19 protein-coding genes are annotated in these 20,502 nt (G+C 65.7%); 12 read left to right on the forward strand and 7 right to left on the reverse strand.

Annotation, left to right across the window (positions count from 1 at the left end; genetic code table 11):
- Positions 1-263 precede the first annotated feature (263 nt).
- From AB0J29_RS12885 to menD, 7 genes are all read left to right on the forward strand, one after another.
- Positions 264-1,676: a wax ester/triacylglycerol synthase family O-acyltransferase gene (locus AB0J29_RS12885; protein WP_364783905.1), complete on the forward strand. Its 1,413-nt coding sequence runs from the start codon at positions 264-266 to the stop codon at positions 1,674-1,676.
- 7 nt (positions 1,677-1,683) lie between these two features.
- On the forward strand, positions 1,684-2,241 hold the full coding sequence (locus AB0J29_RS12890; protein WP_364784294.1) for a hypothetical protein: 558 nt from the start codon (positions 1,684-1,686) through the stop codon (positions 2,239-2,241).
- 337 nt (positions 2,242-2,578) lie between these two features.
- Entirely contained in the window at positions 2,579-3,736 is a 1,158-nt protein-coding gene (locus tag AB0J29_RS12895) for a ferredoxin reductase (RefSeq protein WP_364783908.1), read from the forward strand.
- Between the two features lie 81 nt (positions 3,737-3,817).
- The gene (locus tag AB0J29_RS12900) at positions 3,818-5,224 is read left to right on the forward strand and encodes a fatty acid desaturase (protein WP_364783911.1); all 1,407 of its coding nucleotides are present in this window, start codon (positions 3,818-3,820) and stop codon (positions 5,222-5,224) included.
- Positions 5,225-5,323: 99 nt separating this feature from the next.
- Positions 5,324-6,571: a fatty acid desaturase gene (locus AB0J29_RS12905; RefSeq protein ID WP_364783914.1), complete on the forward strand. Its 1,248-nt coding sequence runs from the start codon at positions 5,324-5,326 to the stop codon at positions 6,569-6,571.
- A 140-nt stretch (positions 6,572-6,711) separates the two neighbouring features.
- On the forward strand, positions 6,712-7,347 hold the full coding sequence (gene bluB, locus AB0J29_RS12910) for a 5,6-dimethylbenzimidazole synthase (RefSeq protein WP_364784297.1): 636 nt from the start codon (positions 6,712-6,714) through the stop codon (positions 7,345-7,347).
- Positions 7,348-7,503: 156 nt separating this feature from the next.
- A complete protein-coding gene (gene menD, locus AB0J29_RS12915; RefSeq protein WP_364783917.1) occupies positions 7,504-9,147 on the forward strand; it encodes a 2-succinyl-5-enolpyruvyl-6-hydroxy-3-cyclohexene-1-carboxylic-acid synthase in 1,644 nt (547 codons plus the stop codon).
- Between the two features lie 102 nt (positions 9,148-9,249).
- On the opposite strand, the gene AB0J29_RS12920 is transcribed toward menD, so the two are convergent.
- Entirely contained in the window at positions 9,250-9,414 is a 165-nt protein-coding gene (locus AB0J29_RS12920; protein WP_364783920.1) for a hypothetical protein, read from the reverse strand.
- Complete coding sequence (locus tag AB0J29_RS12925) at positions 9,404-10,684, reverse strand: hypothetical protein (protein ID WP_364783923.1); 1,281 nt, start codon at positions 10,682-10,684, stop codon at positions 9,404-9,406. The genes AB0J29_RS12920 and AB0J29_RS12925 overlap by 11 nt, the downstream gene beginning before the upstream one ends.
- 81 nt (positions 10,685-10,765) lie before the next feature.
- Here AB0J29_RS12925 and AB0J29_RS12930 point away from each other — a divergent pair, with 81 nt between their 5' ends.
- On the forward strand, positions 10,766-11,020 hold the full coding sequence (locus AB0J29_RS12930) for an acyl carrier protein (protein ID WP_364783926.1): 255 nt from the start codon (positions 10,766-10,768) through the stop codon (positions 11,018-11,020).
- Here AB0J29_RS12930 and AB0J29_RS12935 read toward each other — a convergent pair.
- Entirely contained in the window at positions 11,017-12,477 is a 1,461-nt protein-coding gene (locus AB0J29_RS12935; protein WP_364783929.1) for a class I adenylate-forming enzyme family protein, read from the reverse strand. The genes AB0J29_RS12930 and AB0J29_RS12935 overlap by 4 nt on opposite strands.
- A 51-nt stretch (positions 12,478-12,528) precedes the next feature.
- On the opposite strand from AB0J29_RS12935, the gene AB0J29_RS12940 reads away from it, so the two are divergent.
- The 4 genes from AB0J29_RS12940 (at position 12,529) to AB0J29_RS12955 (ending at position 14,931) form a co-directional block, all read left to right on the forward strand.
- Positions 12,529-12,867: a hypothetical protein gene (locus AB0J29_RS12940; RefSeq protein WP_364783932.1), complete on the forward strand. Its 339-nt coding sequence runs from the start codon at positions 12,529-12,531 to the stop codon at positions 12,865-12,867.
- A 314-nt stretch (positions 12,868-13,181) separates the two neighbouring features.
- The gene (locus tag AB0J29_RS12945) at positions 13,182-13,898 is read left to right on the forward strand and encodes a helix-turn-helix transcriptional regulator (RefSeq protein WP_364783935.1); all 717 of its coding nucleotides are present in this window, start codon (positions 13,182-13,184) and stop codon (positions 13,896-13,898) included.
- Between the two features lie 12 nt (positions 13,899-13,910).
- Complete coding sequence (locus tag AB0J29_RS12950; protein WP_364783938.1) at positions 13,911-14,333, forward strand: hypothetical protein; 423 nt, start codon at positions 13,911-13,913, stop codon at positions 14,331-14,333.
- A gap of 79 nt (positions 14,334-14,412) precedes the next feature.
- On the forward strand, positions 14,413-14,931 hold the full coding sequence (locus AB0J29_RS12955; protein ID WP_364783941.1) for a hypothetical protein: 519 nt from the start codon (positions 14,413-14,415) through the stop codon (positions 14,929-14,931).
- Between the two features lie 161 nt (positions 14,932-15,092).
- Here the strand turns inward: AB0J29_RS12955 and raiA are convergent, their stop codons facing one another.
- From raiA to mtrB, 4 genes are all read right to left on the reverse strand, one after another.
- Complete coding sequence (raiA, locus tag AB0J29_RS12960) at positions 15,093-15,797, reverse strand: ribosome-associated translation inhibitor RaiA (RefSeq protein WP_364784300.1); 705 nt, start codon at positions 15,795-15,797, stop codon at positions 15,093-15,095.
- 245 nt (positions 15,798-16,042) lie between these two features.
- Entirely contained in the window at positions 16,043-16,687 is a 645-nt protein-coding gene (locus AB0J29_RS12965) for a ComF family protein (protein WP_364783944.1), read from the reverse strand.
- 73 nt (positions 16,688-16,760) lie between these two features.
- Positions 16,761-18,578, reverse strand: a complete 1,818-nt coding sequence (gene lpqB, locus AB0J29_RS12970) for an MtrAB system accessory lipoprotein LpqB (protein WP_364783947.1) — start codon at positions 18,576-18,578, stop codon at positions 16,761-16,763.
- 2 nt (positions 18,579-18,580) lie between these two features.
- Positions 18,581-20,464: an MtrAB system histidine kinase MtrB gene (gene mtrB / locus AB0J29_RS12975; protein ID WP_364784303.1), complete on the reverse strand. Its 1,884-nt coding sequence runs from the start codon at positions 20,462-20,464 to the stop codon at positions 18,581-18,583.
- Between the last annotated feature and the right edge of the window lie 38 nt (positions 20,465-20,502).

The following is a 20,502-nucleotide window of genomic DNA, read 5'->3' on the forward strand; positions in this document are numbered from 1 at the left end:
GAACTGTTCTCCGACGGCATGTGACGACACCAAGGGGCAGCGCGGCTCAAAAGGCATCCGCTGCATGGCACCCCGATTAATGTGAGCGAATCGAGTTCCGCCGGTCTCGAATCAGGGCAGCATTCCACGGAACCGGGCGTAGGTAAAGGGATGCGCGAATATCGCTGGATATGCCACAGAGGGGGGACGAACCGTTGTGGGCGACCACAATGGGCGGTGAGACGGCTCGGGTGGGAGCCACATCGGAAGGAGCACCGGGCAGCGTGATCACGAGATTGACGCCGCAGGACGCGTCGTTCTATGGGCTCGAGTCGAGCAGCAATCCGATCCATATCGGCTCTCTCGCGATCGTCCGAGGTAGCGACTCCGCACCGGGGGAAACGGCGCTCGACTACGACGGACTGGTCGATCTGGTGGAGAGCAGGCTTTCGCTGGTCCCCCGCTACCGCAGGAAGGTCCGTGAAATCCCGTTCGCCCTCGGCCGCCCGGTCTGGGTCGAGGACAGCCATTTCGATATCACCTATCACATCCGCCGCTCCGCACTGCCCGCCCCGGGCACCGATTCCCAGCTGCACGATCTGGTGGCCCGGCTGGCGTCGCGACCGCTCGATCAGACTCGCCCGCTGTGGGAGATGTATTTGATCGAGGGCCTGACCGAGGGCCGGTCCGCGATTTTCACCAAATCCCATTCCGCGCTCGTCGACGGGGATACCGCACTCGAGATCGGGCACGTCATCCTCGATACCAGCCCGTCCCCGCGCGATATCGCCGATGACGCGTGGGTGGCGCCGCGCGAACCCAACGAGATGGAACTGCTGATCGGCGCGCTGACCCACCTGGCCGCGCAGCCCCGCGAGGCGCTGGAGGTGGCCCGCGACGCGAGCGCACACGCATTCTCGGTGGTCGAGGCCGCGGGCAAGGCGGTGGATTCGATGGTGTCGGCCGTGCGCGCTGCCACTATCGGCGCACCGGACAGCCCGCTGAACGCCAAGACCTCGCGCAATCGGCGCTTCGATGTGGTGCGCACGGATCTGGAGGACTACCGCAAGATCCGCAAACGCTTCGAATGCTCGATCAACGACGCGATCCTGGCCGTCGTCACCGGGGCGCTGCGCAATTGGCTGCTCTCGCGCGGTGAGGCGCTCACCGAATCGACCGTGCTGCGCGCAGTGGTGCCCATGTCGGTCTATGTCGAAGGCATCGACGACCAGCTGAAACCGGCCAGCGAGGTCTCCTCGTTCCTCATCGATCTGCCGGTGGGCGAACCGAATCCGGTGATCCGTCTTTCGCACATCTCCCATGCCACCGCGGCCAACAGCAAGCACCGGCGTGGCGTGCGGGCGCGCACCCTGGTGCACCTGGCCGGCTTCGCTCCGGCGAGCCTGCATGCGATGAGTGTGCGAGCGGCGAGTACGTTCGCAGAGCACACGTTCAATCTGGTGATCACCAACGCACCGGGTCCGCAGACCCCGATGTATATCGGCGGCGCGCGGATGCTGGAGATGTATCCGGTGTCGCCGCTGCTGCGCAACCAGGCCTCGAGCATCGGGATCACGTCCTATGACGGACGCGTCTTCTACGGACTCAACGCCGACCGCGACGCGATGGCCGATATCGGCGTGCTGGCCGCGTCGGTGCACGAGTCCATGGAGGAGATGCTCGGTGCCTGCATCTGAGAACACCATGCGGGTCTATATCCCCGCCACCGTGCCGATGTTGCGTGAGCTCGTCGCGAACCGGGAGCTGCGCCCCGTCGGCGGCACGGCCTTCGCGGTCACGCCGACCTTGCGCGAGGCCTACGCCTCCGGTGACGACGACGAATTGGCGGAGGTGGCGATGGCCGAGGCCGCGCGGGCCTCGCTGCGTCTGCTGGCCGCCGAGCGCGAGGAGGCCACCGAGGCGTCCGATGACGAGGACACCGACGCCGACGACCCCGCCACGACTTATCACAGCCCGGTCTATCGACGCGCGGTCATCGCCGCCGATGTGGCCGGTGCGAAGTTGCGCCCCGACCTCGACGACGCAGTGGTGCGCTTGGCCGGACCGATCGGCTACGACCGGATCGCCTGCGTGCACGTCGACCTGGCCGAGGCCGAACCCGAGGTGGCCAAGGCAGTCGATGTTGTCGATGCCGCCGACCTCGGCGATGCCGATGCCGAATTCGTGCTCGGGGATGCCGAGGACCATCAGCTAGCCTGGTACGCGGCCCAGGAACTGCCGTTCCTGCTCGAATTATTGTGAGCGAGCGGCCAGTAAGCGAACGCGCAACGCAGCGCCTTCGGGGGCACGGTGGAACCGAGCGTTAGCGAGGTGGAGCCTGTGAGCGAGCGCCAGCGAGTGAACCAGGAACGCAGCGCCTTCGGGGGCACGGTGGAACCGAGCGTTAGCGAGGTGGAGCCTGTGAGCGAGCGCCAGCGAGTGAACCAGGAACACAGCGCCTTCGGGGGCACGGTGGAACCGAGCGTTAGCGAGGTGGAGCCGTGACGCCGAACCTGTGCACCCCGGACTAACTTACGATGCCGTAACCTGGCAGCGAGGCGGCCCCACCGGTCGCTACGACAGGAGACGAACGGCGGCAATGGTCTTGAAAAAAGCGGCATTCTCGGTGCATGCGGTCCGGGAGTGGCTGGAGGCTCCGGCGACCGAGGTCGCCGAACGCGGTGGACGGCTGAACGTAGTGCGCGGCGCCGTCGCCCGCGTCACCACGCCACTGCTGCCCGACGACTATCTGCACCTGGCGAATCCGCTGTGGTCGGCACGTGAGCTGCGCGGCCGCATTGTCGAGGTGCGCAAGGAAACCGCCGATTCGGCCACACTGGTCATCAAACCGGGCTGGGGCTTCGACTGGAAATACGAGCCCGGTCAGTACATCGGCATCGGCATTCTGCTCGACGGCCGCTGGCACTGGCGCTCGTACTCGCTGACGTGCCCGCCCAATTGGACCGATCCGGAGCATCGCGGCAAGCGCCTGATCTCCATCGCGGTCAAGGCGATGCCCGAGGGTTTCCTGTCCAGCCACCTTGTCAGCGGTGTCGCCGCGGGCACCATCGTCCGGTTGGCCGCACCCCAGGGCGGGTTCGTGCTGCCGTCACCGCCGCCGGAACGGGTGCTGTTCCTCACCGCGGGTAGCGGTATCACCCCGGTCATGGCCATGCTGCGCGCGCTGGATCGCCGCGATGCGGTCACCGACGTTGTGCATCTGCACTCCGCGCGCACCCACGACGATGTGATGTTCGGCGCCGAACTGCGCGATCTGCACGATCGGCACCCCGGCTTCTCCCCGCATCTGCACCTCACCGACGAGCAGGGTCGGTTCGTCCTCACCGCACTGGACGAACACTTCCCGGATTGGCGCGAGCGCCAGACCTGGGCCTGCGGTCCGGCCGCCATGCTCGACGAGATCGAGCAGCACTGGCATGCGGCAGGCATCAGCGACCGGCTGCATGTGGAGCGCTTCGAGATCGAGCGCTCCGCCATCGGCGAGGGCGGCACCGTGACTTTCGGCAGGACCGGCCGCACCGTGACGGTCGACGGTGCGACCAGTCTGCTGGAGGCGGGCGAGTCCGCCGGTGTGCAGATGCCGTTCGGCTGCCGGATGGGCATCTGCCAAACCTGTGTCGTCACACTGACTTCCGGACATGCCCGCGATCTGCGCAATGGTGATGAGCGCCGCGAGGGCGACAAGGTGCAAACCTGCATCTCGGCCGCGGCGGGCGACTGCGCACTCGACGTCTGAGACAGCGACACCCGCAGCGCACCGTCGGGGGGGATTTGACAGGTACCCTCGAGGTACATCAAGTCAGGGGAAAGGACCCCGGTGGCCATCACCGATATCAAGGCGTTCGCCCATCTCACGGCGACCGACATCGAAGCACTGGGGCAGGAACTCGATTCCATTCGACGCTCCGTCGAATTGTCGCGTGGCGAGCGTGACGCGAAGTACATCCGCCGCACCATCGCCGCGCAGCGCGGCCTCGAAGTGCTCGCGCGCGCGGCGCTCTTCGGCAGCCGAAACCGCTGGGCCTGGCTGAGCGGTACGGCACTGCTGTCGGTCGCCAAGATCATCGAGAACATGGAGCTCGGGCACAACATCAGCCACGGGCAATGGGATTGGATGAACGATCCCGAGATCCATTCCAGCACCTGGGAGTGGGATATGACCGGGCCGTCCGCGCAATGGCGGCGGGCGCACAACTACTCCCACCACACCTACACCAACGTGCTCGGCAAGGATGAGGACCTCGGCTTCGGCATCCTGCGGATGACCCGCGACGAGCAGTGGCGACCGATCCATCTGGTCCAGCCGCTGGCCAATATCCTGCTCGCGGCCACCTTCGAATGGGGCATCGCACTGCACGACTGGAGCATCGAGAAGCAACTCTCCGGCGTGCCGAGCAACCAGCTGATGTCGGAGCCGAATAAGGACTTCGGCCGCAAGATCGGCCGTCAGGTGGCCAAGGACTTCCTGATCTACCCCGCGCTCACCGGCCCGGCGTTCACATCGACGCTGAAGGCGAATGCGGCCGCAAACCTGGTGCGCAACCTGTGGGCCTACGCGGTGATCTTCTGCGGCCACTTCCCCGACGGCGCCGAGAAATTCACCATCGAACAGCTCGAGGGCGAGACCAGCGGCGAATGGTATCTGCGCCAGATGCTCGGCAGCGCCAACTTCAAGGCCGGACCCGCGATGGCCTTCATGAGCGGCAACCTCTGCTACCAGATCGAACATCACCTGTTCCCCGACCTGCCCAGCAACCGGTATCCGGAAATCGCCGAGCGGGTCCGCGAACTGTGTGACAAGTACGACCTGCCCTACACCACGGGCTCCCTCGGCAAGCAGTATCTGCTGGCCTTCCGGACCATCCACAAGCTCGCACTGCCGGACCGTTTCCTCAAGCGCACCGCCGATGACGCACCGGAGACCTCCTCGGAGCGCAAGTTCGCCGGCATCTCACTGCCCGCCCTGCCGAATGCCGAGCGCTGGGCCGACAAGTGGAACGAGACGCACTGGCTGCCCATCGACCCGGAGACCGGTAAACGGCGCGGCCTGCGCTCGGCGCTGCAAGAGGCCAAGGTGGTGCTGCGGGAGAAGGCGCGGCACGAGAAGGAAGTGCTGCGCGAAACCAAACTGGCACTGCAGGAAAAGGCACGTCAGGAGAAGGCGACATTGCAGCGAAAGGCGTTACGCGAGCGGGCGATCCGCCGACGCCGACGCCGCGGGTGAGGTATCATCCCCCAGTCGCGTTCGCAATGGGGGGTATGCCACAGCGAAGTGGGAGTGCCCGCAACCTACGGTCTCGTAACTTACGGTACTGTAACCGCCATGGCGATCTCGGATGTCAAAGAATACGCGCACCTCACCGAAGCCGATGTGGAGGCGCTCTGTGCGGAGTTCGACGCGATCCGGCGCGATATCGAGGCCACACGCGGTGCTCGGGACGCGCGGTACATCCGCAATGTCATCCGTCTGCAGCGTGCGCTCGAGATCAGCGGCCGCGCCGTGCTGTTCGCCAGTTTCCTGCCGCCCGCCTGGTTCGCCGGTGTAGCCCTGCTCAGCACGGCCAAGATCATCGAGAATATGGAGATCGGGCACAACGTCATGCACGGGCAGTGGGACTGGATGAACGATCCGGAAATCCACTCCAGCACCTGGGAATGGGATAACACCGGCCCATCCAAGCACTGGAAGCAGACGCACAACTACCTGCACCACAAGTACACCAATGTGCTCGGCATGGACGACGACATCGGCTACGGGGTGCTGCGCGTCACCCGGGATCAGCGCTGGAAGCCGTTCAATATCGGCAATCCGGTCTACAACCTGGTGCTGCAGCTGTTGTTCGAATACGGCATCGCGATCCAGCATCTCGAGCTGGGCAAGGTGCATCGGTACAAGGAGGGCTCGCCGGAGCGGGCCGAATTCGAGGCGAACCGCCGCGAAGTGCTGGTCAAGGTCGGCAAGCAGGTCGGCAAGGATTACCTGCTGTTCCCACTGCTGACCGGGCCCGCCTTCGTCTCGACGCTCACCGCGAATCTGGCCGCCAACGTCATCCGCAATGTCTGGACCAATGCGGTGATCTTCTGCGGCCACTTCCCGGACGGCGCGGAGAAATTCACCAAGGCCGATATCGACAGCGAATCCATGGGCCAGTGGTACCTGCGCCAGATGCTGGGCAGCGCCAATATCTCCGGCGGTCCGGTCATGCACTTCATGACCGGCAATCTGAGCCACCAGATCGAACACCACCTGTTCCCGGATCTGCCGAGCAATCGCTACGCCGATATCGCGGTGCGGGTGCGCGCCCTGGCCGAGAAGTACGACCTGCCCTACACCACCGGCTCGCTTCCGGTGCAGTACTTCAAGTCCTGGCGCACCATTCTGAAGCTGGCACTGCCGAACAAGTACCTGCGCGCGACCGCCGACGATGCCCCCGAGACCGCCTCGGAGCGCAAATTCGGCGGCGACACCATGCCGAGCTTCGACCCGGCCACCGGTAAGCGTCGCGGCCTGCGCACGGCGCTGAAGCAGGGCCGTCGCCGGATCGCACGGCGGGTCATGCCCGTCGGCTGACACGCAGTCGTCACGAAGGCGCCCGCGGAAGTCCGTGGGCGCCTTCGCCTTTCGATGGGTATATCCGATCGCGGCCATTGCGCTCGCGGTATCCCCGGGCCTCGGCCGGGAGCGCGGGTTGCGGCTGGTTGACTGAGGGCGTGTGTGCGGACGATCTGAGCGTTTACGAGGCCATCCGGATGCGGCGGGATGTGCGGGCCGAATTCACCGGTGACCTCGTCGATGATGCGACGCTGTGGCGGATACTCGATGCCGCGCATCGCGCGCCCAGTGTCGGCAATTCGCAACCGTGGGACTTCGTGGTGGTGCGCGCGGATGCGACGCTGCGGAAGTTCGCGGAGCATGTCGCGCGGAAGCGGATCGAATTCCGGGACGCACTGCCGCCGGAGCGGGCGGCGACCTTCGAACCGATCAAGATCGAGGGCATTACCGAGAGCGGCACCGGCATCGTGGTCACCTACGACCACGACCGCGGCGGCCCGCAGGTCCTCGGCCGCGCCACCGTCCCCGAAACCGGCATCTACTCGGTAGTCCTCGCCATCCAAAACCTCTGGCTGGCCGCGACCGCCGAACAGATCGGCGTCGGCTGGGTCTCGTTCTACAACCCAGAATTCCTCGCCAACCTGGTCGGCTTACCCGAAAACATCCGCCCGGTCGCCTGGCTGTGCATCGGCCCGGTCCACGAATTCCAGCGCATCCCCGACCTGGAACGCTTCGGCTGGCGCACCCGCCGCCCACTGACCGAAGCCGTCCACCAAGAAACCTTTCACGCCTGATCCCCGCAAAAGAAAAACTGCCGCAAAGGTTTCGACTACCTCGCACACCGTATGGAGCCGGTTGCCGAATCGACGCGGTTATCGGCAGGTGACGCAGGTCGCGTGCCTATGTGGACGGCTGGGGCGCAATCCTGCTCGCTGTGAGAGGCTGGAGTGGTGAATGCGTCCGCAGCGCAGGCGCACGTGGTCGTCGACGAACTCGCGCGTGGGGGTGTCCGGGACGTTGTTGTGTGTCCCGGCTCACGAAACGCGCCGCTGGCCTTCGCTGTGCAGGAAGCGGATGCCGCGGGCCGACTGCGACTGCACATGCGCATCGACGAACGGACTGCGGGCTTCCTCGCGGTTGGGCTGGCGGTAGCCAGTGGGCTACCGGTACCGATCGTGATGACCTCGGGGACCGAGGTGGCCAACCTCGGTCCCGCGGTGCTGGAGGCCAACTACGCACGGGTACCGCTGGTGGTTGTCACCGCCAATCGGACCCACGAGATGCTCGGCTCCGGCGCCAACCAGACCGTGGAACAGTTCGGTCTGTTCGGCAGTCAGGTCCGCGACACCATCAGCCTCGGCCTCGCCGACGAAGAGTCTGCGGCCGCCGACTGTGCGTCGTACGGGCACCAGAACAGCGTGTGGCGCTCGGCGGTCTGCCGGGTGCTCGCCGCGGCCTGCGGCACCGGTTCCGGCAACGCGGGCCCGGTGCACTTCGATACCCCGCTGCGCGAGCCGGTGGTGCCCGACCTCGCCCTCCGCGAGTGCGCGCCCGAGGGACGCGAGGGCGGACGGGCCTGGACGCTCACCCCGTGCACGACGGTCGACGTGCCGGTCGACATCGACCTGACCCCCGACACGGTCGTTATTTCCGGCCACGGTGCCAGGCTCCGGCCGGAACTGTCCGAGCTGCCAACCGTCGCCGAACCCACTGCCCCCATGCACGGCCCCGCGTTGCACCCATTGGCGCTGCCACTGCTGAAGCCGAGTCAGGCCATCATCACCGGCCGTCCGACCCTGCACCGTCCGGTGGCCAAGGTGTTGGCCGATCCGGATGTCACCGTCTACGCGGTTACCACCGGGCCGCGCTGGCCCGATGTCTCCGGCAATGTGGTCGGTACCGGCACTCGGGCTATTGTCACCGGCGCATCGCGCCCGGAATGGCTGACGCATTGCCGTGAACTCAGCGCGAGGGCGACCGAGGTGGTTCGGGCCGAACTCGCCGTGCACCCGAAGCCGACCGGCCTGCACGTGGCGGCGGTGGTGATGGACTCGCTGCGCGAGGGCGACCAGCTGCTGCTCGGCGCGTCCAATCCGGTGCGCGACGCGGCCCTGGTGTCGTTCCCGCGCCCGGGTATCGCGGTGCTGTCCAACCGCGGTGTCGCTGGCATCGACGGCACCGTGTCCACGGCTGTCGGCGCGGCGCTGCACCACGACGGCCGCACCGTCGCGCTGCTGGGTGATCTGACCTTCCTGCACGACGCGTCCGGCCTGCTGATCGAGCCCGGCGAACCCTGCCCGGCCGATCTGACCATCGTGGTCGCCAATGACGACGGCGGCGGCATCTTCGAGCTGTTGGAACAGGGTGACCCGCAGTATGCCGAAGTGTTCGAGCGGGTGTTCGGCACCCCGCACGGCGTGGATCTGGCCGCGCTGTGCGCCGCCTACCGAATTCCGCACAGCCAGGTCGATCCGGAGCAGCTCGCCGTCGAGTTGGCCGGGCACGCACACGGCACGCGGGTGCTCGAGGTGATCACCGACCGGTCGCGCCTGCGCGAGCTGCACGCGACGGTGCGCGCCAAGATCGCGTCCTGATTCGAGCTACTTCGCCCCTGTCCGGATGGGCGCGGTCACGCGTCGAAGTTCGTCGTCCAGGGGTGCCGGGATGGCCTGTTCGATGACGTCGGCAGCGTTGGCCTACAAGGCGTCCCGATCGACCGCGACGCCGATCTCCTGCTCGATATCGGTGTCGGCCTCCGGATCATCCGAATACGCCGGGATGGATCGTTCGGCGAGGTCGGCCTCCGAAACCTCGTCCACGACGCGGGGCGCGCTGCGATCGGCGCGATTCTTATCCAGCACTTTCGAGCCGGGCCACCGCGTTGTCGGTGAGCCAGCACACCTCATCCTCGCTCATCGCAATTGCCGGGTACCCGACACTGAGGTCGAGGCCACCAAGCCGCTCGTTGGCGATCACAAACAGTGACGGGCCGAACATGTCGAGCGAAACGGCCCTGGTGACGTCATCGAGCGTATAGGCGCCGTAGCTGGTCTGAAGGCCGGACTCGCCTACCGTGGTCACAGCAAGTCCGTCGAGGCGCCGGTTGTTGTGGATCGTTGGGCCGGCTTCGCGCCGATACACTTTCCATTCGGGAAACTTCATGATCGACGCGGACTCCCGGTCCTTGGCCAGCGCGGCGATCAGCTTGAACGAGGCGTCACGGGCGGTTGCCCAGAAGTCGTCGGTTATCGGGTGCTTGGTACGCAGGATGTCGACGTAGCAACCGCAGGTCTCGTCCGGCAGCGCGAGTTTGCTGAAGCGGCGGAGGTCGACCGTGGTCAACACGGTCATGGCGTCGAGCCGGTACCGCTCGCGCATGGCAAGCAGGAATGCTGCTGTTACCGCACCGTGAGGCGTCGTTCTGTTGGCTTTGATGGCATCCTTGAGCGTTGCCGTTATGTCGGGCCTGAGGTAACGCGCCAGTACTCGCGTTTCGTCCTTCGGATCGGGGACCGTCTGCTTGGGTAGCCGAATGGCCAGCGTATAGGTGGCTTTCTTACCACTACCAGACTTGTTGGGCAGGCCGGCCTCGATCGGCGGAGGCAGGGCGGTGCGGACCGGCGGTTTCAGTTGCGCCAATTCGGGATCGGCGAGAAATTCGAGAAGCGCGCGAGCCAGCATGTTGGCGGACTGGGCGTCGAGCGTCGCGTGATCGGCGCAGATGACGATGTGGTTGAGGTCGGCGTCAGGCGACTGCCGCACCAGCGTTATCCGCAGGCGCGGATGGTTGCCCTTCGGGATCGGTGTGCGGATGTCAGAGGCAAAAACTTTGCGCCAAGCGTCTGGGTCGGTATCATCGAGCACCTTCAACGGGATCTCCGTTGTGCCCTCGGTGTCGAACCAGGACTGGCGATAGGTGAAGGGCGGCACGCGTCGCCAGACAATCTTGCCGTAGCGGATATGAGCGCGAAGGATAGGGTGCTGGGTCTGTAGCCAGGCGAGTGCGCACTGCACAAGCGCGGGATCGAGGCGGCCGCGCACGTGCAGCACCTGCACAGCGATCAGCCCGCCACGCGCATGCAAATGATTGAGCAGTTGTTCCTTTTCGCCCAGCGGGCGCGTTTCACCCAAGCCGCCCTCCCTTGTTTTCGAGTACGAATTCAAGTCACGATGAAACTGGCTTGTATGCTGACTACATAAGGGACTCAAGTTATGAACGATATCGAACAACCGATAATCGAGTATATCTCCGCCATGGTGGCTGAAACCGGCGGAGCGCCGGTCGATCGCGAGACCCCTTTACTGGAGATCGGCCTGCTCGACTCGATCAGTCTGGTGAAACTGGTTCATTTCCTCGAGGAGCGATTCAAGATCAGCATTCCGGAAACGGAGATAGGGGCGGATCTGTTCGAATCGCCTGCGGAGCTAGCAGCCTATGTTTCGCAGCGAACGGCTCAGCCTGCCTAAAGCTCGCGCAGCCGCCCGCGGAGCACCTTGCCGGCCTGGCTCCGCGGCAATGCGTCGATGAACGCGATCTCGGCCGGGACCTTCTGAACCGACAGCCTTTCGCGGGCATAGCGGATCAGCTCATCGGCGGACACATCCGCCCCCTTGACGACAAACGCGATCAGCCGATTGCCGTTGCGCGTGTCCGGGAGGCCCGCCACTGCGGCTTCGGCGACTGCGGGCGAGGTCATGAGCGTCTCCTCCACCTCGATGGGGTCGATCTTGTAGCCGGATACCTCGATCAGCAGCTTGCTGCGGCCACGGATAAAGATGCGACCTTCTTCATCGAGCGAGGCAAGATCGCCGGTCCTGAACCAGCCCTCATCGAACGCCTCGGCATTGGCCACGGCATCGCCGAGATATCCCCGCATGAGCGAGGATGATCTCAGTTCCATTTCGCCGACGGACGGGCCGAATTCGGTGTCGAATGGAACGATGCGGACCCTGGCGTCGCCCGCCGGCGCGCCCACCGAGGCCCAGCTCGCGTCGGGATCGGCGGAGTTATTGTGCGAGAACATGCTCGCCTCGGTCGAGCCGTAATCCTGACGAAGTGTGACACCAAGGCGCTCGCGCACCGCTTCGAAGACCGGCCGCTTCAGTGCGACGCCGCCCGAGAAGGCCAGGCGCAGCCTGAGACCGAAACTGCCGGGCTGACCGGCGACGATTTCGTACATTGCCGGAACGGCACCGATGACAGTGACGTGCTCGCGGACCATGGTGTCGAGCAGCTTCTTGCGCGAAAGCGCCAGCGGCAGCGGATCGCTCCAATAGAGCACCGTTGCACCACCGGCGACGGATTGCGTAGCGCCCAGCAGGAAACCCAACGAGAAGTTGCCCGGCAGCATGTCGAGGACGATATCGTCGGGCTGAAGGTCCCAGGCTGTGCTGGCTCGTTCAGCATCAGCGATGAGTTCGGCATGGGTGTGCGGCACCACCTTGGGCAGCCCGGTCGAGCCGGACGAGAAGAGGTAGAGCGCCATCGTGTCGCCTGGCAGTCTCGGCAGCCGGGTGGTTGCACTTCCTTCGGGCAGGGCGCTCGTCAGGAACAAGGGAATGCCCGGGGCTGCATCTGTGATCAGCATCTCGGCAGCCGCGGCAAGGCCGGGAGTTGCGATGACGGCCTCGGGTCCGACCCTTTGCGCGGCCATGGCAAGTTCGGATCGCGTGGCCGTCTCGCTCAGCGGCATCGCGATGGCGCCGATGGCGAAGAGCGCGTGGGCAGTTACGAAAAGATCGGGTGAGTTCGGAATCAGCAGGGCAACGGGATCGCCCCTCTTGATGCCACGTTCGATAAAGCCGGCGGCGAGTCCGCCGATCCGCTCGACCAAAGCCGCATAGGGCGTAAATGCTTCGCCCTGCCGCAATCCGCTGGTGATCGGTGCCCGCGCTGTCAGCGTGAGCAGATTGTCGTAGATCATCTCTACTCCGCGGGGTTCGCCCGTTCTGCCTCCTGTCAGGATAGGAGTGGGATGCGGCATCTACAAGGCGTCAGCGATCACGCCGGTAGGTCAGGCCCGGTAGGTCTGGCGGAGCACGCCGGTATCGAACGTCAAGGCAGCTGTCAATTGACCGACGCGATGTTGTGCGCGAACGGACTGGTCACCACCCTGGTCAGGTTGAGCCCGACCCCCGAGCACCGGCACGGCCACGGCGCGCTCTACGACGGATTGACAGCCAGCGGCATCGACGGGGACCGGGTGCGCACAGCCGTGGCGGCGGCACTGCCGCCGCCACGCGATGACCACGGCCGGATCACCTTGGCCGCCCTTCGGAATACCCGGCTCAGCGATCCCCTCCATCGCCGCTGAGCCGGGCCCTTCCCGCCGACCCGGTGCGCCCGCACATCAACCGATATCGCGAGCACCGGGGCAACTCGCCGAGCCCGCCCGCACCCGACCCGGCACTCAACCGCCGGCCCACGACGACGCTGTCGGGGCACCCGCGGCCGAGAACGGCCCGGGCAGGCGGATGAGCGGCGCCCGTCCCGGCGAACGCCCCTACTCGTCCCGGAACCGGCAAGGTCGACATCGACACCACTCGGCGCGAACAAACAGTAGCAATCTTGGCATTGATTTTTCAATCGTTTTCTATGAAGTTGGCTTTTTCCGCCAGGAGCTCTACCATGAGGCTCACTATGCAAAGCCCTTCGGAGCTGTCGCGACATAAGCGCTTCGGCCGAATCATCAAGGAACGCCGCGACGAACTCGGCCTCACCCAGATGCAGATCGGCGATCTGGGAGGGCCTTCGGCGCCGACGATCCGCAAGATCGAAGACGGCGATGCGACCATCAGCACGCACACGCTGAACAAACTCGACGCGCCACTGCGCTGGCTGCCGGGCAGTGCGGCACGCACCTATGCGGGCGGCAATCCGACCGTGCACGAGGTCGCGAACCACACCCCGAGTACCGACGGGTCGATCGTCTCCGGACCCGATTCGATCCGCTTCGACCTCTCCGATCTGACCGGACTGCTCGCCGCCGCTGGTCGGCTCAACGACGCGGTCGAGCGGGGCCGGACCACCGAACCCCATGTGGTCGCGGCCATTTCGGATCTCAACGGGGTCGTCTCCCGACTCTCCGCGCGGTACGCCACCGTGATGCTGGAACGCAACGGCGGCCCCGGCAAAACCCTGCACCCGCTGGTCGCGATGGCGTTCTCCCATCTGCTCGATGTGCCCGCCGAATCCAGCGATCCCGCCGACCTGGAAGAACGCCGCTATCGCCGCTGGCTGGCCGGACGCACGGAGGATGTGGACGCCGGCACCGAGGACCGCTTTCGAGCACGCTGGCTGGCGGCCACTCCCGGTGCGCCAGCGATTCGAAACGGCAAGCAGTAAAGGGCAGTACAGATGACCAACGATGTGACGAGCCGAGTGCGACCGACGCTCAGCCACAAGGTGAATCGACTATTCGCGACCGTGCACCCGCGGTCGGAACCCGAGCGCACGACGGCCGCGGTGGCCGAACAGGTCGGCGCGCAGTTGGGCCGCATCGTCCCGGAAGATCAGCTCGACCGGTTGCGCCGCGGCGAATTCGACTCAGCGCCGGTCGGATCCGAATTGCTCACCGCCATCGCACAGTGCTTCGGCGTGAGCGCCGACTACCTGACCACTACCGGCGCGGCGGCGGCCGCGATCGATCGGGAACTCGAATTGCTCGCCACCATGCGCGATGCCAATGTCGCCAGCATCGCGCTGCGCGGATCCGATGTCGATCTCGCCGCGCTGACCGCGCTCATCCAGCGCACGGATCAACCGGTCGAGCAGCCGTAGACCGGGCAATTTCCGAACAGTCGGTAGCATCGTCGGTTGCATGGGGCGGGACCGCAGCGCTGTAGGAGATTGCCGACGAATGCCCGCTATGGAGAACCGGTTCCGGGAAGTATCCCGGGACGTACCGATACCATCCCCGTGGAATCTGACCGCATACCTCGAAGCCGTCGTCGACCATCGCGGTCGCACTATCACCCTGCAACCGGTCGATACCGCATTACTCGCGGGCACCGGCTGCGGTACCGGCAGCGGTTTGTGGATTGCCAAGCGCGACAGCGACATCATCGTCTACGGCGCCGACACCACCGAATGGCATGCCGAGCACATCATCGTCCACGAACTCGGTCATATGCTGCTCGGCCACGGACCGGAATCGACGACCGAAACGCCCGCGCCACAGCCGATGTCGGCCCTCGCGGAACTACTCCCCTCGATCTCCCCGGAGTCCATCGCATATGTCCTCGGGCGCAGCGATTACGCAACCGCCCGCGAACGCGATGCCGAAACCTTCGCCGACCTTGTCATGCTGCAGGCCATCCGCCCACCGCGCCGAGATTCCTTGCTGCACAGAACCTTTTTCCGGGAACGGCGGCATTGAGGGCCTCGCTATGGGCTTGCCGACGCGACGACTGATCTCGCACGAACATGTGGGTAATTCGTCGGATACGCCGAGAAATCGACCGACACCTGACCGCGAGCCCGCGACGTAACGTCGCGGGCTCCCACGACCGGCACAAGGCGCGGCGAGGCGGATAAGGACTACGCGAGCCGGATCAGGCCGTAGTCGAATGCGTGGCGACGGTAGACGACCGACGGTCGGTCGGTCTCTTTGTCCTGGAAGAGGAAGAAGTCGTGGCCAACGAGTTCCATTTGGTAGAGGGCGTCGTCGACGGACATCGGGGTCGCACTATGGACCTTGGTTCGGACGATATGGCCGGGTCCAGCTGCATGATCCGCGGATTCCGATTCGGCGGACCGACCGCGATCGGCCTCGAGGTGCTCATGTGCGATCGTCCCGTTCGCCTGTGCGAACAGTGATTCATCGACCAGATCGGCGGTCGCCTCGGCCACCGAGACCGGGGTCTTGTCCCCGTAGTGGACGCGGCGGCGATCCTTCGTTCGACGCAATCGGCTCTCCAGCTTCGCGGTCACCGATTCCAGCGCAGCGTAGAAGCTGTCCGCACATGCCTCCGCCCGTACGATCGGGCCCTTGCCGCGCGCGGTAATCTCGACGCGCTGGCAGCTCTTGCGTTGACGACGATTGCGTTCGTGGAACAACTCCACATCGAAGATGAATATCGACGGATCGAAGCGTTCGAGACGGGAAAGTTTCTCCGCGACGTAAATTCGGAAATGGTCAGGAACCTCCACGTTGCGGCCCTTCACCACGACATCGCCGCGCGGTGCGCGAGGTCGTTCCGCTGTGGGTTGCTCAGTCGCATCCACGGTGCTGTCATCGATCACCGATGCCTGTGCTTCTTTCACAGCGAGGGGGTCTTGCACTGAAGGTCGTGAAGAAGTCGTCACGCGTACCTCCCGGATATGGCCGCACAAACCCATATGCGTGCGGCGGGATGAGCTGTGCCGATAGACAATCTCTCGGCACCTGATGTCCGAGGTGCCACCTCCAAACTCCCGGTTCGGGTGTGTGATCGCGACGCTAGTACGCCAACGGGCGGTCCGCCAGTGTTCACGCAAATTTCGCGGAGTCAAGCCGAGCACGTCACCAACACGGCACGTACCCGTACTCCGATCCGGTCGAGCGCGCGGACCGATTCGCGGGCGGTAGCGCCGGTCGTGAGCACATCGTCGACCAGTACGACCTCGGCATTCGCCGAAACTCCCGACCGAGCTCCGGTAGCAGGTCGAGCCATGATCCGACCGCGCAGATTGTGTTGCCGCTCACCGACTGTCAATCCCACCGAATCGCGCACACCCCACCACACCCGCAACATCGGTATCACCCGGCTATCCGGCAGCCACCGCACCGCCGCCCGTGTCGTGCGCACGACCGGATCCCCGCCGCGGCGGCGCGCGGCCACCCGCCGACTCGGTGCCGGAATCAATACCAGCGGCCGCTCGGCATCGCGCAACCGCACCAGACCAGCAGCGAGTGCCAGCCCCAACGGCTCGGCCAGATCGCGACACCCCTGCTCCTTGGCCGCGAGCACCGCCCGCCGCGCCGGACCCGCATACGACGCGAGCGCCCAGCACGGCACCCCCGGATCGGTGCGCGGCCGCACTCGCCTCGGCGGTCCACCCAAGGTCGCGGCACAGTCGGGACACCAACCCACCCCGACCACACCGCATCCGACACAGTCCGCGGCCAGGATCAGATCCAACAGGGTTCGCATCGCCCGAGTCTGCGCCCAGCCACCGACAGATTCGCGGATATCGGTGTCGCAGTATTCGTTTCGGTGCCGACGATCAGCCGGGGAGCACCGGGACCGAATTGTCGCCGTTCAGACCGGGCACCTCGCGCCAGAAGCGGTCGGTGGTCTGATCGCTGTACTGGAGCTGGAGTACCGCACGCGAATCTCCCACGTACTCGGCTTCCGGCGAGGCACTGACCACCCGGACGGGCGCGGTCAGATTCTGGCTGATCTGCGGAGTCGGCTGTGATCCGTCGATCGAAACAATCGTCAGTGGATCGACATTGCCCTCCCTGGCGATGACGATGGTTTCCGCGGTGAGCCAGCTCAACGACACCGCCCGTGTGCTGAGGGTGAGCGCTAGTTGCACCGGCGAGGTGAGCGCGTACTTGCCGTCCGGATGTCGTTCGACTACCGCCACATAAACCTTGCCATCGGCGATGAGCGCCGCACGCACACCGGTGCTCGAGACCCGCAATTCGGTAATCGGCAGCCGCGGCGCCGCCCCTTGCGCCGAGGCCATCAGCGCCGAAATATCCACTTCCTGCTTCGACACGATTCCGGTGGCGCGATCGTTGACCGCGCGGATGACCCGTTCGCCATCGATCACGGCCCAGGCGGCGGTGCCATCGGCACTCCAGGACGGTCGGCTGATGGTCGAACCCTCGTCGACAGGGATGGCGTTGCCGCCGTAGCTGCCGACCAGCAGTGTGCGCGGCAGCTCCGGTGGCGCCCGTCCGGCATCGGCGACCGCGGCGACCAACTGACCGTCCGAGGACAGCGCGGCCGACTGCAGATTGTTCACCGTGCCGAAGTAGCCCGGCGGGGTGATCATCCCGGTTTCGGTGACCTGCACCAGCGAGCCGTTGCGCAGCGCGTGCAGCCCGATCCGGTTGCGCGCGTGGACAGCTGGGCTCAGCTGTTCGACATCGGCGACCGACCAGCCGTTGGCGGCGAAGCGCTCATCGAGCGGTTTACCGTCGGCGAGCAGCATGTACGGGCCAAGGATTTCCGCCCCCGCGAGCGTCAGCACCACCTGTCCGGCAAGTAGTTCTTTATCGCGTGGGGACAGCCCCGAGGCACCCGCGAAATCGATGCGGACGCCGCCGAGCCCGACACCGACGTCGATTGGGTCGTTGTTCGGCTTGGTGATCGGGCCACGCAAGGTCACCGGAGGTGCGAGTTCATTGCGCACGACCGGGGCGAGCGCGGGCTGGGTGCCCTCGGCCAGCAGGCTGAGCAAGCGCTGGGTCAGCTGGTTCTTGGCCACTGAAATCCAGCGCAGATCCGGGACGACGGTGGTGCCGGTCGGGTCGACGAAGTACAGGACGTAGCGGCGGTAGGACTTGGCGAAGGCGGTTTGCTCCATCACCACGCCGTCGGGCAGCTGATCGATGCGCCACTCGCCGTCGACCTTGGTCATTTCGATCTTGTTTTCCAGAGGCGCGTCGATGGCCCGATAGGCACCGTCGGCGGCGAGCTCGCCGACCTTGTGCGCGCGGATCACATAGGTCGCCTTATCGCCCGAGCGTGATTCGCGCAGGGTATCGGCCTTGTCCACGATCAGCGTGCCCGCCGCGTCGTCCCACTGCGACGCCGCCGACTGTGTCATGTACTGCCGAGCGGCGATGTGGCTATTGGCCGGATCGGCGGTGGCCTGCAGGAAATCGCGCAGCAACAGGTCCGGGTCACGACCGGCGATGGGCGGCGGCGGCCCCTCGGAGGTGGGCTCGCGATTGATGGTGCCGAGTGCCTGCGGTGCGGAGGAATCCGGCAGGTTCGCGCATCCGGTGAGTACGACCAGCGCCGCCACGGCAGCGGCGCCCAGCGCGGACGGCCGCAGCGATTTGCGCCTCGGATACCAGCTACGCATCCTCATGACTGTACGTCCCCACCGTCGCCCGGCACGCTGTGCCCGGCCTGCTTCGATTCGGTGGATTCGGCTTCATCGGGCTCTGGTCCCGTGCCATTGGTCGAAGCGCCGCCGTTCGAATCGTCAGCAATCGCGTCGTTGTCCGCCGAATCCTGGGCGACCGCATCGGTTCCGCCTCGAGCAGCTGCACCACCGTTCGTCTCGACGCGGATCATCGGCAACTCCGTGACTGTCGCTTCGGTTTCCGTCTCGTCGATGCCCGGACCCTCGGCCGGTTCCGGCTCGACCCGCGGCGCGGGCAAGGATTTGCGCTGCACCGGTTCCAGCGGCAGCGGGCTCGCGCCCATCTTCTTGCCGCGCACCAGCGGCAGTAGCAGCCGGAAGCTCGCGCCGACACCGATCTCGCCCCATGCCTCCAGCTTGCCCTCGTGCAGATTGGCGTCCTCGACACTGATCGACAGACCGAGTCCGGTGCCGCCGGAGCGCCGCATCCGGGACGGGTCCGAACGCCAGAACCGATTGAAGACCAACTTCTCCTCACCGGGCCGCAGGCCGACACCCTGATCGCGCACGATGACCGCGACCGCATTGGCCTGCATATCGCCGCGCATCCGAATCAGCACCGGCTTGCCCTCGCTGTGGTCGATCGCGTTTGCCAGCAGATTGCGCAGCACCCGCTCCACCCGTCGCGGATCGACCTCGGCGACCACCGGGTCATCCGGCATATCGATGACCACCTCGACACCGGATTCCCTGGCCAGATGCCGCACGGTCGAGATCGCCGCCCGCGCGCACATCCGCACGTCGAGCGATTCGACCTGTAGTTCGGCCACACCGGCATCGTGGCGGCTGATCTCGAGCAGGTCATTGAGCAGCCCCTCGAAGCGGTCGAGTTCGGTGACCAGCAATTCGGAGCTGCGGGCCAGCGCCGGATCGAGATCGTCGCTGCTGCCATGGATCAGGTCGGCGGCCATGCGGACAGTGGTCAGCGGGGTGCGCAGTTCGTGGCTGACATCGGAGGTGAAACGGCGCTGCAGATTTCCGAACTCCGCCAACTCGTTGATCTGGTTGGACAGACTTTCGGCCATCTCGTTGAAGGCCTGGGCCAGCCGCGCCATATCGTCCTCGCCGCGCACCAGCATGCGTTCCCTGAGCCTACCGTCGGCGAAGCGGGCCGCGATCCGTGCGGCCGAGCGGATCGGGAGCACCACCTGCCGGGTGACCAGTGCGCTGATCGCGGCCAACAACACCAGCAGCACGACGCCGCCGATCATCATCGTGCCGCGCATCAGCGACAGGCTGCGCTCCTCATTGGCCAGCGGGAAGATCAAATAGATCTGCAGCGTCGGTATCTCCGCGCTCGGGCTGCCGATGATCAGCGCCCGGCCGTGATAACCATCCGGATCCGCAACCGTGGCGAACTGGTAGCTGACCTGGTTGCGTGCGACGAAGCGACGCAGTTCCTCGGGTACCTCCTGGATCGGTCCGACCGGAGTACCGCCGACCAGGCTCAGCGCCGAGTCGAAACTGCCTGCGGCACCGGTGGATTGGCCGGTCCCGCCGCGGCTGGACAGCGCATTGCGGGCATCGATCAGCCGCTGCTGCTGGGTGCCGATATCGTGTACACCGGCGAGCTGGCTCTCCACCGTATTGCGGGCGCGATCCATCTCCTCGACCGCGCCGTTGATCTTCGCGTCGATCAATCGATCGGTGATCTGACTGGTCAGCACCACGCCGAGGATCGTGATGACGATCAGCGACAGGGTGAGCGTGGACACGATGACGCGCAATTGCAGCGAACGCCGCCAAACATGGCCGAGTGCGCTGCCGACCTCTTTGAGCCAAGCGACAACCGGCGCGAAGGATCGTTCGAGACGCTGCACCACACCGGGCGAGGCGGTCGAACGATCCGAATCGCCTCCGA

Source organism: Nocardia sp. NPDC049707, assembly GCF_040674855.1.
Taxonomy (GTDB): Bacteria; Actinomycetota; Actinomycetes; order Mycobacteriales; family Mycobacteriaceae; genus Nocardia.